General features: G+C 60.9%; 13 protein-coding genes. 5 read left to right on the forward strand and 8 right to left on the reverse strand.

All coding sequences use genetic code 11. The annotated features are described in order from the left end of the window. Positions 1–235 precede the first annotated feature (235 nt). Positions 236–2,485: a CAP domain-containing protein gene (locus M3B90_RS01230; protein WP_259888231.1), complete on the forward strand. Its 2,250-nt coding sequence runs from the start codon at positions 236–238 to the stop codon at positions 2,483–2,485. A 452-nt stretch (positions 2,486–2,937) separates the two neighbouring features. Here M3B90_RS01230 and acnA read toward each other — a convergent pair whose 3' ends face one another. From acnA to M3B90_RS01245, 3 genes are read right to left on the reverse strand one after another with little or no spacing between them, the layout of a single operon-like run. Next, positions 2,938–5,598: an aconitate hydratase AcnA gene (gene acnA, locus M3B90_RS01235; protein ID WP_259888232.1), complete on the reverse strand. Its 2,661-nt coding sequence runs from the start codon at positions 5,596–5,598 to the stop codon at positions 2,938–2,940. Positions 5,599–5,638: 40 nt separating this feature from the next. Then, positions 5,639–6,964, reverse strand: coding sequence for a class I SAM-dependent RNA methyltransferase (locus M3B90_RS01240; protein ID WP_259888233.1), 1,326 nt, complete (start codon positions 6,962–6,964; stop codon positions 5,639–5,641). Further along, positions 6,961–8,970, reverse strand: coding sequence for an APC family permease (locus M3B90_RS01245; RefSeq protein WP_259888234.1), 2,010 nt, complete (start codon positions 8,968–8,970; stop codon positions 6,961–6,963). Before M3B90_RS01245 ends, M3B90_RS01240 begins: the two co-directional genes overlap by 4 nt. A 149-nt stretch (positions 8,971–9,119) precedes the next feature. Between M3B90_RS01245 and M3B90_RS01250 the strand changes: the two genes are divergently transcribed. Beyond that, positions 9,120–9,788 (forward strand): TrkA family potassium uptake protein, encoded by a 669-nt coding sequence (locus M3B90_RS01250; protein WP_259888235.1) that lies wholly within the window; start codon positions 9,120–9,122, stop codon positions 9,786–9,788. Continuing rightward, positions 9,785–10,495 carry a TrkA family potassium uptake protein gene (locus M3B90_RS01255; RefSeq protein WP_259888236.1) on the forward strand — a complete coding sequence of 237 codons (711 nt, stop codon included), beginning with the start codon at positions 9,785–9,787 and terminating at the stop codon, positions 10,493–10,495. The genes M3B90_RS01250 and M3B90_RS01255 overlap by 4 nt, the downstream gene beginning before the upstream one ends. A gap of 19 nt (positions 10,496–10,514) precedes the next feature. Here the strand turns inward: M3B90_RS01255 and M3B90_RS01260 are convergent, their stop codons facing one another. Genes M3B90_RS01260 through dut form a run of 4 tightly spaced genes read right to left on the reverse strand, consistent with a single transcriptional unit; the run spans position 10,515 to position 12,792 of the window. Next, positions 10,515–11,225, reverse strand: a complete 711-nt coding sequence (locus M3B90_RS01260) for a DUF3159 domain-containing protein (protein WP_259888237.1) — start codon at positions 11,223–11,225, stop codon at positions 10,515–10,517. Further along, positions 11,225–11,587, reverse strand: a complete 363-nt coding sequence (locus M3B90_RS01265; protein ID WP_259888238.1) for an OB-fold nucleic acid binding domain-containing protein — start codon at positions 11,585–11,587, stop codon at positions 11,225–11,227. Before M3B90_RS01265 ends, M3B90_RS01260 begins: the two co-directional genes overlap by 1 nt. A 3-nt stretch (positions 11,588–11,590) precedes the next feature. Then, positions 11,591–12,274, reverse strand: a complete 684-nt coding sequence (locus M3B90_RS01270) for a DUF3710 domain-containing protein (RefSeq protein WP_259888239.1) — start codon at positions 12,272–12,274, stop codon at positions 11,591–11,593. Between the two features lie 2 nt (positions 12,275–12,276). Then, on the reverse strand, positions 12,277–12,792 hold the full coding sequence (dut, locus tag M3B90_RS01275) for a dUTP diphosphatase (protein WP_259888240.1): 516 nt from the start codon (positions 12,790–12,792) through the stop codon (positions 12,277–12,279). A 111-nt stretch (positions 12,793–12,903) separates the two neighbouring features. On the opposite strand from dut, the gene M3B90_RS01280 reads away from it, so the two are divergent. Then, the gene (locus M3B90_RS01280; protein WP_259888241.1) at positions 12,904–13,392 is read left to right on the forward strand and encodes a DUF3093 domain-containing protein; all 489 of its coding nucleotides are present in this window, start codon (positions 12,904–12,906) and stop codon (positions 13,390–13,392) included. 11 nt (positions 13,393–13,403) lie between these two features. On the opposite strand, the gene M3B90_RS01285 is transcribed toward M3B90_RS01280, so the two are convergent. After that, entirely contained in the window at positions 13,404–13,706 is a 303-nt protein-coding gene (locus tag M3B90_RS01285; RefSeq protein WP_259888242.1) for a DUF4193 domain-containing protein, read from the reverse strand. A gap of 256 nt (positions 13,707–13,962) precedes the next feature. Between M3B90_RS01285 and sepH the strand changes: the two genes are divergently transcribed. Then, on the forward strand, positions 13,963–15,246 hold the full coding sequence (gene sepH / locus M3B90_RS01290; RefSeq protein ID WP_259888243.1) for a septation protein SepH: 1,284 nt from the start codon (positions 13,963–13,965) through the stop codon (positions 15,244–15,246). Position 15,247 lies beyond the last annotated feature (1 nt).

Genomic DNA, 15,247 nt, shown 5'->3' on the forward strand with positions numbered 1-15,247 from the left:
ACCTCCAGGTGTGACCCTTTTTTAATCTCTACTGGGCAAAAGTTCATGACAATGTCACGTTTTCGTAACGCCCTCGTCGCCCCCTACTCTCGCGCGAAACATCGCCAGTGGGTATCATTCGTTTCGGTTTAGCTAGAAACTGGTGTAAGCGCGCTGCCCCCTGCCTCATGTCTCTCCTCGACGAAAGACGACGAGGCCGCAGGCGAGACTCACGAGTACAGAAAAGAGATTCTCCATGCCCCTCCCCCGTAAGAAGCTTGGTCCGATCCTCGGCCTCGGACTCTCCCTCTCACTCCTCGCTTCGTGCTCCGGTGGCAGCGCATCCAATGACGCCGCGTCGTCGCCGTCTTCGAACATGTCGGCCTCAGCAGACTCCTCCTCAAGCGCATCGAGCTCTTCGGAAGATCACGGGGGCACGGATTCGGGTTCGAACCCTGCGGCCGCCCCCGGAATGCAGGAAGAGGATCACTCGAACGAGTCGCTCGCTCAGCGGTGGGCGCGACAGAACAAACGGGTTCAGAGCCAGAACTCGAGCCCTCGCACCGACCTTGATCAGAACAGCCCCAGTGGCAACCAAACGGATTCGGAATCGGAGTTCACCGCGGGGCGGGCCCCTGCCGATTCCCAAGGACGCAACTCCAGCAAGTCGAAGTCCACGTTCGAAATCACGCCCGATACCGCGCTAGCCCGCGGGGAGTCCGACGCACCGATCCGGCCTGCACAGGATCCTGCGAATGGTCCGGCTCCATTCCCGGGCAATACGCTCGCGCAGGCAGCCGAACCACATCACGCAGAGCCGAAGCCGGCTGAACCGAAGCCTGCACAGCCGAAGCCCGCTCCCGGCAAGTCCGGCGGCAACGCTGGAAAGCCCACGACCGGTGAACCCGGCACAAAGCGGGGCACAAAGCCGGGCAACTCGGGCAACCCCGCTCCGAAGCCCGATAGCCCGAAACCGGGACAGCCCGGCAACTCGCACAACTCCGGCACCGTCACGATTGCAGCCTTTGATGAAAAGGGCTACAACTCCGCACTCGCAAGCTGGAAGCGCGACAGAGATAACGCTCGCCGCGAGGCCGAGCGTTCGAACCGAGCCCTCGATGATGCGCGCCGCACTGTCGAGGCGGCACGTGACAAGGCAGATGCTTCGCAGCGCAAGTACGAAGAAGAAAAGGCGAAGCTCGACGAACTCGTGGCAGGCATGCCCGGTACTGGCGATCTCGCCCAGAAGCGCGACCTCGCGGCGAAGCTGAAGGTCGAAGCGGAGAAAGCCGCCTCCGACGTTGAGACCGCTGAGAAGAAGGTCACCGACGCCGAGAAGAAGAAGCAGGATGCCGATCGTAAGCTCGAGCAGGCCACCAAGCAGCTTGAAGTGCTTTCCGATAAGCGTGAGAACATTGCGACCCGTAGCGACCTCGAGTTCGCACAGCTGGATTCGGAAGACCAGCTTCGTGCCCTTTCCGACGCCCTCGCGGAGCGCGTGAACGACTACCGCGTGAAGAACGGCCTGAACGAACTCGTGTACGCGCCGGTGTTCAACGACAAGGCCGCAGGCTGGTCGACGACCATGGCCACGAGCAAGGACTTCACGCACTCGAATAGGGACGAAGAAGGCTACAGCAGCGAGAACATCGCCGCCGTGACCTGCAGCATGGAGATGGGGACCGTCGGCGAGTGCGCCGATGCCCTGTTCGAGCAGTGGCAGAAGTCGGATGACCACAACAAGAAGATGCTTGACGAGACCTTCTCGCATGCTGGTATGGGCCTTGCGAAGGGTGACGACGGCCAGGTCTATGGCACGAACATGTTCTTCATCAAGGACGATGTCCACGAGGCTAACTCCACCACCGTCGTCCCGAAGTCGAAGGGCATGCCCGATAGTCTAGACGGCGAGTACGTACCCGAGGGTGCAATCGCGGTCACTGGCGGCACGAAGCTCGCGCACGCGGTTGACGATCGCAACACCACCGAGTACGACAAGTGGGAAGGCGGCAAGGACGGCCTCGACTACACGAAGGGCGTGCGCCACGGTGTAGACGAGCGCATTTCCGCTCTTGAGGATGAGCCGTTGGTTGACCAGCTGAAGGACCTCGATTCTGACATCAGCGAAGCGCAGGCCAATGTCGACGCGGCACAGGCCGAAGCCGACCAGAGCAATCAGGAACTCGAAGACGCCAAGAAGGCTAAGGGCGACGCAGACATTCGGAAGACCGAGAGCGAGGATGCCTCCTCCAAGGCTCAGGCTGACCTCGCCGAGGCCGAAGCTGCCGCACCTGAGCTCGAAAAGGAGCACGCCGCGCAGCAGGCCAAGGTCGATAGGCAGATCGAGGTTGTGGGTGAAGCAGAGTCGAAAGCCGGCGCTGACAACCAGACCGCGTTGAAGGCCGAGAACGACCTCAAGGACGCTCAGGCCAAGGCCGATAAAGCAGCGAAGGCAGAGGCCGCGGTTGAGGCCGACAAGCCTACCAAGAAGGACTTCACCTCCTAGCACGAGATCCCGGCGGAATGATCTCACGACCGATCCCAGAACGGTAAAGAGAGGCTGTCTCATTTCGAGGCAGCCTCTCTATTTCCCGCCCCCTCCCCCGGATTGACGTAGCGAAACGCACGGAATCTTTTCTGCTCGCGCTCGTGGCATACGGGGCGCACTCGGTTTCGACTGGCTGGGGAGTAAAGACAAGCACGACCCAAAAATAGGGCTACCAGGCTAGGCCCCTCCGTCTTCGCCGGCGCGAACATCACTGCTCTACCAACCCGCATTTTGTTGCGCGGCAGTCGTCGGACCTCCCCGCACACATCTCCCAACGGCCACCAACCGGCGTTTCCTAATCACGGTCAAAAACCACATGGATCGTGTTTTCTGATCACCTTTTCGTTCCCTCAAACGCCACAGCCCGCGAAACGACTGTCACGCGGGCTGTGGATCGGAGTGGGTCTCCTCTACCGGGCGAGGGAGCGCAGAACGTACTGAAGAATGCCGCCCGAACGGAAGTAGTTTGCTTCGCCCGGAGTGTCGATGCGAACGATCGCGTCGAATTCGACAGGCTCCGTACCTTCCCGCTTAGCGCGCACCGCAACCGTCTTCGGCGTCACGCCATCATTGAGTGCACTCACGCCCGCAATCGAGAAGGTCTCTTCGCCGGTAAGCCCGAGACTTTCCGCGTTCTCCCCCGCTGGGAACTGGAGCGGAAGCACCCCCATGCCAATGAGGTTCGACCGGTGGATACGCTCGTAGCTTTCAGCGATGACGGCCTGGACGCCCAGGAGCTTAGTGCCCTTCGCAGCCCAGTCGCGCGAGGAACCGGTGCCGTACTCCTTGCCAGCAAGAACGACGAGCGGCACACCCGCGGCGGCGTAATCCTGGGCGGCGTCGTAAATGAACGTTTGCTCGCCGGTCAGGAAGTTCTTTGTATAGCCGCCCTCGACGCCGTCGAGGAGAAGGTTTTTCAGGCGGATATTGGCAAAGGTGCCACGGATCATGACTTCGTGGTTGCCGCGACGTGAGCCGTAAGAGTTGAAGTCCTTGCGGTCCACACCGTTCTCGCGAAGGTACCGCCCGGCCGGGGTATCGGCCTTGATCGCCCCCGCAGGCGAGATGTGGTCCGTCGTAGTCGAATCGCCGACCTTGACGAGTACACGTGCGCCTTCAATATCGGAAATCTCGGGAAGTTCCATGCCCATCCCCTCGAAATACGGGGGCTTTCGTACGTAGGTCGACTCTTTGCTCCAGGCGAAGGTGTCACCGGAGGGAGTCTCAAGCCTGCGCCAGCGTTCATCGCCCGCGAATACATCGGCGTAGTCAGTCTCGAACATCTCCTGCGTAATGTTCTCAGCGATGGTGCGCTCGACCTCCGCGGGGTTCGGCCAAATGTCGCGGAGGAACACGTCGTTGCCCTCGGCATCTTGCCCGAGCGGGTCGGCGTCAAAGTCGAAATTCATCGTTCCCGCAAGCGCGTAGGCGATGACAAGCGGCGGGGATGCCAAGTAGTTCATCTTGACGTCAGGGTTGATACGCCCCTCGAAGTTGCGGTTGCCCGAGAGAACGGCAGTGACCGCGAGGTCACCCTCGGCAATGGCTTCGGAAATCTCAGGCGCAAGCGGGCCGGAGTTCCCGATACAGGTCGTGCAGCCGTAGCCAACGAGGTGGAAACCAAGTTTCTCGAGGAATGGCCAGAGGCCAGCCTTCTCGTAGTAGTCGGTCACGACCTTCGAGCCGGGGGCCATCGAGGTCTTGACCCAGGGCTTCGCGACGAGACCGCGCTCGGCCGCATTCTTCGCGAGCAAGCCCGCGGCCATCATGACCGAGGGGTTCGAGGTGTTCGTACACGACGTGATCGAGGCGATCGAGACGATGCCGTGGTCAATTTCGTAGTCCCTACCCTTGACGGGGGTCGGGTTCGAAGTGGTTTGAGCGTAGGTGGGCAGGGCTTTAGCGAAACTTTCCTTGGCTTCGGTGAGCACAATGCGGTCCTGGGGGCGCTTCGGTCCAGCGATCGAGGGGACGACGGTTGCCAGATCGAGCTCGAGATATTCGGAATACTCTGCTTCTCGCTTCGGGTCATGCCAGAGCCCCTGGCGCTTCGCGTATGCCTCAACGAGAGCGACGTGCTCTTCGTCTCGGCCTGTGAGGCGAAGGTAGTCGAGAGTGACATCGTCGATAGGGAAGATCGCGGCCGTCGAGCCGAACTCGGGGCTCATATTGCCGATAGTGGCACGGTTCGCGAGCGGAACCTGAGCGACGCCCTCCCCATAGAACTCGACGAACTTGCCGACCACACCGTGCTCTCGGAGCATCTCAGTGATCGTGAGAACGACATCGGTCGCGGTTGCCGCGGGAGGGATTTCGCCAGTGAGCTTGAAGCCAACAACTCGCGGGATGAGCATCGAGACGGGCTGGCCGAGCATCGCCGCTTCGGCTTCAATGCCGCCTACTCCCCAGCCCAGTACGCCAAGGCCATTCACCATCGTCGTGTGCGAATCGGTTCCGACGCACGAGTCGGGGTAGGCGCGCAAAACACCATCGACCTCACGAGTCATGACAGTGCGGGCGAGGTATTCGATGTTGACCTGGTGCACGATGCCCGTGCCCGGCGGAACGACCTTGAAGTCATCGAAGGCGCCCTGGCCCCAACGGAGGAATTGATACCTCTCTCGATTACGTTCGAACTCGAGGTCCATGTTGAGCTGGAGCGCATCAACTCGACCAGCGACGTCAATCATAACGGAGTGGTCGATCACCATTTCCGCAGGTGCAAGCGGGTTAATCTTCGAGGGGTCGCCGCCGAGCTCACTCATCGCCTCGCGCATCGTCGCAAGGTCCACGATGCAGGGCACACCCGTGAAGTCCTGCATGATCACGCGCGCGGGCGTGAACTGAATTTCTTCGCTCGGTTCGGCCTTCGGATCCCAGTTCGCAAGAGCCTGAACGTGGGCGGCGGTGATGTTCTCGCCATCCTCCGTACGCAAAAGGTTTTCGAGCAGAACCTTGAGGCTGTAGGGAAGCCGACGGTACCCCTCAACAGCGTCAAGTGCGTAGATCTCGTATTCACGCGAGTTGACGCTCAAGGAGGTCTTCGCGCCGAAAGAATTCACCGTGCTCATCGTGGCTCCAATCGCAAGTGCGGTTGATCGTTGTCAAAAATTATCGCGCGGCTCTCTCGAGCTTCACGACGCATTCCATGTGATGGGTGTGGGGGTAAAGGTCGAAAACCTGGAAATCGGAGATCGCCCAGCCTTCTTGCTCAGCGATGCGCAAATCGCGCGCGAGGGTGGAGGGCTCACACGAAACGTAGACCATACGTTTGCGCGTAAGCTCAGTGAGGCGCGCCATGGCTTTTTCCCCGACACCGGCTCGGGGTGGGTCCATGATGACGCGGTCAGGCCCCTCGGAGGCCTCGGCAAGGAAGTCGCGGACGTCTGCTGCGACTGCTTCAGCCTGGGGGTACGCCGCAAGGTTGGCGGCAGCATCCGCACTCGCCCGCTCGGCTCCTTCGACGCTGACGAGCTCTCCTTGCGTTCCCACGGCGCGCGCGGCGGGCACGGAGAAAAGACCCGCACCGCCGTAAAGGTCCCATACTCGCTCGCCTTCGTGCGCCTCCAAGGCATCTCCGACGGCGGCCGTAAGGAGGCGCGGCGCATCGATGTGCACTTGCCAGAATCCGCCCGCATAGAGGGTGTAGACGTCATCTCCGACAATCTCGCGCACCGTGTCGTCACCGCGCAGAATAGTCGTGCTCGAACGCGTGGTGAGCACAACGCTCGCCTTCTCGCTGCCCGCTGGAAGGTTGAGATCCTCGAGACTCAGTTCCTTCTCCGCGCGCACGATCATCACCGGGGCGCTTCCGCTCGGCGCAGCCACATCAACAGCAACGACACCGTTCGGCGCCGTCCACACGCCTATGCCGAGGCTTTGAATCGAGGGGTGGGCAAGAGGATTCGAACCGACAGCGTGGATCTCGTGGGAACGCCAGCCCCGCATCCCGACTTTGCCGTGATCAACGGAAAAACGGACACGCGAGCGCCAGCCGAGACCCGTGTGGTCATCGCGAGCAGGTTCAATCTGGATGTCCTCAATCGGGTATGTCGCGATCCGCGCACGCGTCATGAGTTCCTGGAGCACTTCAGTCTTGATGCGACGCTGCGCTTCGATACGGATATGCGCGTAGTCGGCTCCGCCAATACCTTCATACCCGGATTCGGGCCACGCGCTCGGTACACGATCTGGCCCGGCCTCGATCACTTCGATGGTTTCGGCGCGCCAAAAACGCGCATTGGTGCTCGAGTCGGGAAGAAGTTCAGCAACGACGGTTTCGCCCGGGCATGCCCCTCTCACAAATACGACACGCCCGTCGTGCCTGGCAACGAAGGTTCCACCATGGGCGGGCTTATCAACCGTGACGGTGATGAGCCGCCCCTCCCCTGCGAGCTCCTTGACTTCTTCGGGACGCTCGGATGCAGGACGGGTCATGGGGTGGTCTCCTTGACGACAGGACTCGGGGCGGGCGCGATCGACGCATCGTGCTCAGGATTATCAAGATCCCAGGGGACGGGGCATATCGTGACGCGCTCATATCGTGAAAGCCGCGCGGTGACACGCCTCAGCACGTGATTGTGCATGATCGACTCCCACCAGTGTCCCACGACAAATTCCGGAATGTAGACAACCACGGCATCTCGAGGGTAGGTGCGTGTAAAAGATCGCACGTAATCATCGAGCGGTGCGAGGAAATCCCGATATGGCGAGTTGAGCACTCGCAAAGGGATGGGGATTTTCCGCCGCAACCATTCCGAGCTGAGCATGTCGATTGCGGAATCGTTGGTTTTGACGGCAACGGCCTGGAGACCAAGATGCGGCGATGCCATAGCTTTCTTAATTGCACGGATCGCTGGGCGGTTGAGCTGAGTCACCAGGACGATGCCGCGCATGGGATCTTTGCCATCGAGCGGCGAAGGTGCCGCGATCGGCCAACGGCCAAGATCCTCGTCGGGGTCAAGGGCGAGTCGCGAAAAGATTCGCGCGTAGTAGCGGCTGACGATCGTCATCGCTCCCCACATGAGTGCAACAGCGGTGAGCGTCACCCACGCTCCCAGGAGGAAGTTTGCGGTCGCGACCGTCACGAGAATCGCGGTGAGGCACGCGGCGGCAACGATGCTCACGGCACGCTTGCGGGCAAAATACTGGCGCTCCTTGAGCCGCGCAGCTACGCGGTGTTTCTTCGAGTAGTGGCGGAACATCCCGATCTGGCCGATCGCGAATGTCGTAAAGACTCCGACAACGTACATGTGGATCAGCAGTGAAATGTTGGCGCCCGTAGCAAGTACAACGATGACGGCAAGTACGGCCAGCAGCAAGATCCCATTGGAATACACGAGCCTGTCGCCTCTGGAGGCAAATACACGCGGCACGTACCCGCTGCGCGCGAGCGCCGCGGTCAGCACCGGTAGTCCAGTGAATGCCGTGTTTGCAGCGATGCACAGCACGAGAGTTGCCATGGCAAGCATGGCGATGGACATAAAGGATCCTCGCCCGAAAATCGCCTCGGAAATTTGCCCGAGAACCGGGGTAGCTTCACTCACCCGCGCTCCTCCAGCCTCGCGAGGCGAAATGCTGACCCCCGTAGCGCTCGCGAGAAACATGACGCCGATGAATAACGCCGCGGTCATCGTTCCTGAAACAAGGAGAGTGATGCATGCATTGCGGGCTTTTGGAGGTTGAAAAACGGGAACGGTATTCGTGATGGCCTTCACGCCCGAAACAACCGGGAGACCGCTTGAAAATGCTCTCGCCATGACAAGCGAACCCCCAACAAGTGTGAGCGAGGCAGGCGCACCCTCCCCTGGGCCAGGGTTGCTCCCCGCATTCGGTGACAATCCCAGGGTTCCGTGCAAAGCCTCAGTGGCGCCGCACACGAGCGTCAGTGCGATAAGCGCAGTGAAGGCGTATACGGGCAGGCTCACGAGCCGTGCCAGCTCTCGTGCACCCCTGAGGTTCACGAGGGTAAGAAGCGCAATAATCGCGATCGCGATGCCAGTTTGAAACGGGGCGAGCCCCGGAATTGCACCACCGAGGTACGCACCCGCTTGCGAGGTCGCAACTGCCACCGTAAGCACATAGTCGGCCACAAGCGCAGCTCCAGCAAGCCGCCCAGCATGAGCGCCGAGGTTCTTGCGTGCAACGACAAAGTCGCTTCCACCCCCGGGGTACTCTTGGATGACATTAAGATGCGCACCCACGACAATCGCCATGACCGCGACGATGGAGAGCCCCACCCACGGGCTTAAGGTCGCGAGTCCGGCCCCGGAAAGTCCAAGGGTGAGGATAATTTCGTCCGGCGCATACGCAAGGGCGCTAACCGTATCGGCTGCGAACGAAGGGATCGCGAAGCGCTTGGGGAGACGCTGGCGCGCAAGGCGATCGGAGCTAAAAGGGCGCCCAATCACGATGCGTTTGACGGAAGCGAGGGGGCCAGGCACGTCATTAATCTACTCCGGGTCCAAGCGAGACGCACAATCTTGCGTCTTACCCGTGTACCTGGGAGCACGCATCGCACGCTAGGCTGGATTCATCTTCCGGGCCCGGCCCGGCACCCAACACAACATTGTCATCAGGGCGAGGATCAGCAATGCATATCGTCATTATGGGCTGCGGCCGCGTAGGCGCAATGCTCGCCACGAAGCTCCAAGCAAATGGCCATTCGGTGGCGATTATCGACCGCGATGAGAAGGCGTTCCGCATACTTCCTAACGATTTCGAGGGGCTTACGGTCCATGGGATCGGCTTCGACCGCCGTTCACTTGAGCGCGCGCGATGCGAAGAGGCGGTCGCATTTGCTGCCGTCGCAGGCGGTGATAACTCGAACATCATCGCCGCGCGAGCCGCCCGGCAGCTTTACGGCATCCGCAACGTCGTGGCGCGAATCTATGACCCCAAGCGTGCCGAGGTGTACGAGCGGCTCGGCATTGCAACGGTGCCAACGGCGCGGTGGACGACTAACCAGATGCTCACGCGTCTGATTCCCGGGCAGTCCGCACGCGAGTTCCAAGATATTTCCGGAAACGTCTCGCTGCTTGCGTGTGACTTCCACTCGAGTTGGGTCGGCACAACCCTCGCGGATCTCGAAGAGCGCACTGCTTCGCGCGTCGCGTTTGTGACTCGCTACGGCGAGGGGTCACTGCCCACCCGCGACTACCGTATTCAGGAAGAGGACATCGTTCACCTCGCGCTCGAAGCGGACCGTGAGGCCGAAGTATCCGCGCTGCTTACCCACCAGCTAGAGGAGAAAGCCGAATGAAAATCGTCATCGTTGGCGCAGGCAGCGTTGGGCGAAGCATCGCGCGTGAGCTCCTCGATAAGGGGCGTACAGTGACCCTCATCGACCGAGAAGAGGCACACCCGGGTCTCGACGGCGTCACATGGGTGCAGGGCGACGCCGCCGAACTCGACGTGCTCGAGCAAGCCCGGCTCTCCGAAGCCGATGTGGTCGTGGCGGCCACTGGAGATGACAAGGCCAATCTCGTCGTGTCTCTCCTCGCAAAGACGGAGTTCGGAGTTCCACGCACGGTGGGACGTGTGAATCACCCCCGAAATGAATGGATGTTCGACGATGCCTGGGGAGTCGACGTTGCGGTATCGACTCCGCGCATCATGACTTCTCTTGTCGAGGAGGCCGTAAGCGTAGGCACTGTCGTCACGATGTTCTCCTTCGCCAAGTCCGAAACGAACATGGTCGAAATTACGGTTCCCGAAACATCTCCGATCGTGGGGAAAAGCATCGGTGACGTGGCATGGCCACGAAGCGCAACTCTCGTCGGTGTCGTGCGCGAGGGACATCCGCGTCCGCCTGCAGAGGCCGAGGCGCTGGAGGCACGCGATGAACTTCTTTTCCTCGCACACCGCTCTTGCTTGACGGCGCTTCAACGGACAGTCGTGCCTCGCGGCCTCGAGGAGACCACCGCGGCGCTTCCGGTCGTGCGTGACACGGGCGAGGACGAGGACTAAAGGAAAAGGTCGCCCGGTTCTACGGCCGCTTACTCTCATCGAGAGACAGGGCTGCCTCGCCGGCGCGGGAAGCGTCGGATACCCTCCCCCGCGCAAACGCGCGGTGTTGAAGGAACACCACGTACGTGACGAGCACGAAAGCCGGGATCCCCATGAGAAGCTTGGCCACACCGAGGGCGTCGGTGGCCCCAGCAAAGTACAGAGGTGCTTGCACGGCCACTTTCACCACGAACAGGCCGGCGTACCAAAGCGTGGCATTCGTGTATGTACGCATGCCCTTTCGCGACTCACGCCAACTAGCGGCACGCGGATCGACGACCGCGGCCACGTATCCCACTGCGGGGCGCTTCACGAGTACGGATAAAAGCAGAACCACGGCATAGACGGCGTTTGTGATGAGACCGGGGACGTAGAAACCGCTACCGTTCCCGCTCTTGATCGCGATAAGGGCGCCCAGGGCAGTGCCGATCGCGCCACTAATAGCGGGAGTGATATTGCTCTTTGTTGCGATACGCCACAAGAGCGTGAGCGCGACGATCCCGAGCGAAGCGACGCTCGCGATCACGACATTTCGCGTGAGGAGAAAGAGGATGACGAACAAAAGCGTGGGGAGAACCGATTCAATGATTCCGCGCACGCCGCCGATCGCTTGCATGGCGCTGTAATCGCCGGAGGTGAAACTTGCCTTGAGGCCAGTCGCGGGAGGTTCCGGAGCAGAGGAGGGTGACATCACTGGTCCTCATCCTTCGCACCGTGGATCGCATATCGCGGGTTGTACATGATCCGCTTTCGACCAAGCAGGCCCACGAAGCCTTCGACTTCAAGGCGCGCGCCTGGCTCGATGCCCGCAACTGACTGCCTCCCGAGCCACACGAGAGCGAGCCTGCCCGTACCGTCATGGAGATCAACGTCGAGCTTTGGGTCATTGCCTGCCGGCTGCACAACGATCGAGCTCACCGTGCCGAGGCAATGGGCGCGGCGGCGAGAGGTGATGGACCCGATCTCATCGAGATTTCGCACGCCACTCTCGTCATCAGCATCGGTGGATGAGAAGGTCGTGAAAAACTCCCTCGCTTTCGAGAGGACACTCAAGACCTACCTCACTTCGGCAATTGTGGGGCCCTGGCCGAGCGGATCATCGTCGTCCGGGAGCGACGTCACGCTGTCTTCACCGGGAACCTTCAGCTCGAGGACTTCGCGTGGGGCCTTTGCCATCGAGCCACGCACGACAACGATAGAGCGGATGACCTCTTCCACTTCTTCACGCACCGCGCCGGTCTGCAGTGCGGCGCCGGAAATGACTGCGCGAAGGAACCAGCGAGGCCCGTCAATTCCCACAAACCGCATAGGCCTATGCGCGCGCTTGTTCGAACCCTTGACCGCGATCGGGATACGCGCGTAAAGCTCGGTGCCGAACACGCCTTCACGGGTTTCGGTCGTGCCACCTTGGGACGCGATCGATTCGCGAAGTGACTTGCGGATTTCCTCCCATAGTCCTTCGCTCTTCGGCGCCGCAAAGGCGTTGACCTGTATCTGTGATTCACCGTACGTAAGGGTAAGGCCTGTGGCAGCTCTCGAGCGCTTCTCGACCTCGACGGCAATGCTCAAACCTTCGCGCGCGGGGATCTGAATCGAACCAAAGTCAACGCGTTCCGTATCGGGTGCGTCTTTGACGTCGTAGGGTCCCACAAGCTCTTCCTGCTCGAGCGAGGTGGGCTCCTGCGGTGCATCGCTTCCAATCGTCGCGGCTTTGTTCCTTGAGCGTCCAAAAAGTCCCATAGCTATGCCTCGTTTTCCTGGCCGTTGGAAGGAGATGAAAAACCGCCGCTAGAGCCGAAACCGGCTTCACCTCGCTCAGCGGGATCGAGAGATTGCACCTCAACGATCGTGGGGCGCACAATCGGCACGATCACCATCTGGGCGATGCGGTCGCCACGGGCTATACGCAGAGTCTCGATTCTATCGGTATTGAGGAGCGCGACCTTGAGTTCGCCGCGGTACCCCTCGTCAACGACTCCAGGTCCATTCACGATCGTGATGCCATGTTTGGCGGCAAGTCCGGAGCGAGGACACACGAATCCGACGGTTGCTGGCGGAAGCGCGATCCTTACACCCGTGGGGATGAGGGCGCGCTCGCCGGGGGCGAGCTCGTAGTCAATAGCACTTGCAAGATCAAGGCCTGCGTCGTCGGCATGGGCGCGCGTGAGCGCGAGCTCAGGAGCATCGCACATAGTTTGAAGTTCGGCGAGGTGCTTTGGGCCTGAAGCCGAATCATGTGCAGCGACGTTATCACTCATGCGTCCAGCCTATCGCCGCACGGGGGCTGCGTGCGGTTACTGCCATGCATGGGGTGTTGGATGTGGGGGATCTTGCGCGGGAGGCGCCGGGGCATCGTACTGTGTGAGACCATGACGGCTATGATTCCCCTCTTTCACGAGCGCTTGCATCCGGGTCCCTTTGTCACGCTTATCGCGGTCATCTTCGGGGTGCTGCTTGGTGCGATCCTGATGCCTTTGAGCGAAATCGCCAGCGTGGTCACCGCGGTCGCGCTCGGGGTACTCTTCCCAGCTATCCTCTTCGCCGCGTCGCCTGTCGTGGAAGTACGCGAAGACGTCGTCGTGGCAGGACCAGCGCGGATCGAGATCGACGTGCTCGGGGAACCGCGAATCCTGTCGAAGGACGATTTCACCACGATTCTCGGTCCTGAGATTCGCCCACTCGACTTCCGCCTCGTCCGCGGGTGGATTTCAACGGGCGTCGAAGTCCCGGTCGTCGACCCCAAGGATCCTACGCCCGCTCTCGTCCTCTCGCTCAGAAACCCGGAGGACTTCGCTCTTGCTTTGAAGGCAGCGCAAAAAGAAGGGGTGCGCGAGGGTGAGTCCTCGCGCACCCGATAGGTGCTGCACCTTTAGTCGCCTGAGCACTCCTTACAGATAATAAGCTTGCCTTCGACATGGTCGATTTGACTGCGATGCTTCACGAGGAAGCACGAGCCGCACGTAAATTCGTCAACCTGACGAGGCAAGACGGTAACTGAAAGCTCTTCATTGGAGAGATCGGCGCCGGGAAGTTCGAAGCCTTCCGCGGCTTCAGCCTCATCTTCATCAACGGAAGGTGACGCGTTGTCGTTCCGGCGCCCCTTGAGCTCCTCAATCGAGTCTTCGCTCGAGTCTTCGTCCTTCTTGAATGGGGCGTCGTAGTCGGTAGCCATGGTTCTCTTTCACGGGGATCTGGGGCGCTGGGGGCCAGGCGCCCGAAGCGGAGTTCAGCAACGGCGGGAATTCTCGCAGTTTGCCTTGGACTTTTCAAGCTGTGCGAAGAAAATACCAGAGTTCGACTCCGCGCGCTTGCTTCACCACTCGCGACGAGCTCGTGGCCCCTTCACCCGCCGTGTCAGCAGTGTTTTTCGAGCCTCGCGTTTTAGTATTGGCACCACGCGAGACCTCGATAGAGAAAGAAGGCCGTTAATGCGCGAGCTCACACTCGGCGGGTTGCACGAAAACTCCGATCACCTCATCTTGCTTGACTCTGAGGGCGAGCGATACACGGTGCGCATTGATGAGGCTCTACGCGCGGCGGTGCGCCGCGACGCGTCCTCCGTCGGTCTCATCCAGCAATCTCAGCCGTCGGCACTCCGGCCGAAGGATATCCAGGCCATGTTGAGAGGCGGTTCCACGGTAGAGTCGATCGCTGAACTCGCGGGCATGGAAGTCGAGCACGTGCGGCGGTACGAAGGACCGGTACGTGCCGAGCGTGATCATACCGCGCGTCGCGCGCAGGAATTTCGCACGTCCAAAGGTGGAACCGAAAAGCTCATCGACATCGTCGAACCCCGCCTTCGCGCTCGCGGCGTGGAAGAAGACCTCGAATGGGATGCGTGGCGTCGTAGCGATGGCACGTGGACTCTCCAGCTCACGTTCGTCGCTGGCGGGCGCTCTCGAGTCGCAACCTGGCAGGCTGACCTTCCGGATCGCGTCGTGACAGCCGACGACAACGAAGCGCGATGGCTCTCGGATTCTGAAGCCACACGCGAGGATTCCTCCACTCGAACACGCTTCAAGACACAGCGGGCACACGTCTTCAACATCGAGGAAGGAGAGGCGAGCTCCTCGAACGAGTCTCCGAGCGTAGGCGCCCCCATTTCGGAGCGTGAACTCGACCTGCTCAATGCGCGACGCGGAACACCGGCACCCGGACCCGTTTCCGATTCATCACAGGGGCGATCGTCCACGGATAGAGACGACACCACGTATTCCTCCCCATGGCAGAGCCTTGAAGATTACGAGCCGGAACCCGCGTTTGAGAGCAGTGGCGAACACACCATTGATTCCGCACACGATTCAGAGGCCGAGGAGCGTCCCGCTCCCGTGAGGATCGTTCCTCTCAACGCTCGCCATCACGACGACCGTGAGGACAGTGCCGATTCGCACGATACCGAAGAAGTCTCCTACATCGAAGGGCCGGAAGACCTGGCCGAGGCACCCGACCCCGCGCACGACCCTGCAGCCTCTGAGGACAACGCGCATGAAAACATCTCAAGCGAGAAGGAAGCACCCGCGGACGACACCGCAGAAGACGCATCCCCCTCCAACGAGGCTGACAGCACCACGTCCAACAACGACGTGGACGACGAGAAACTCACTCCGCTTCCCGGCTTTGACGACGAGCCGAAAAAGCCCACGAAGAAGCCCAAGCGCCAGCGCGCGTCGATCCCTTCGTGGGACGACATCGTCTTCGGCCACAAAGATTAAC

This window comes from Dermabacter sp. p3-SID358 (assembly GCF_025147465.1).
Classification (GTDB): domain Bacteria; phylum Actinomycetota; class Actinomycetes; order Actinomycetales; family Dermabacteraceae; genus Dermabacter.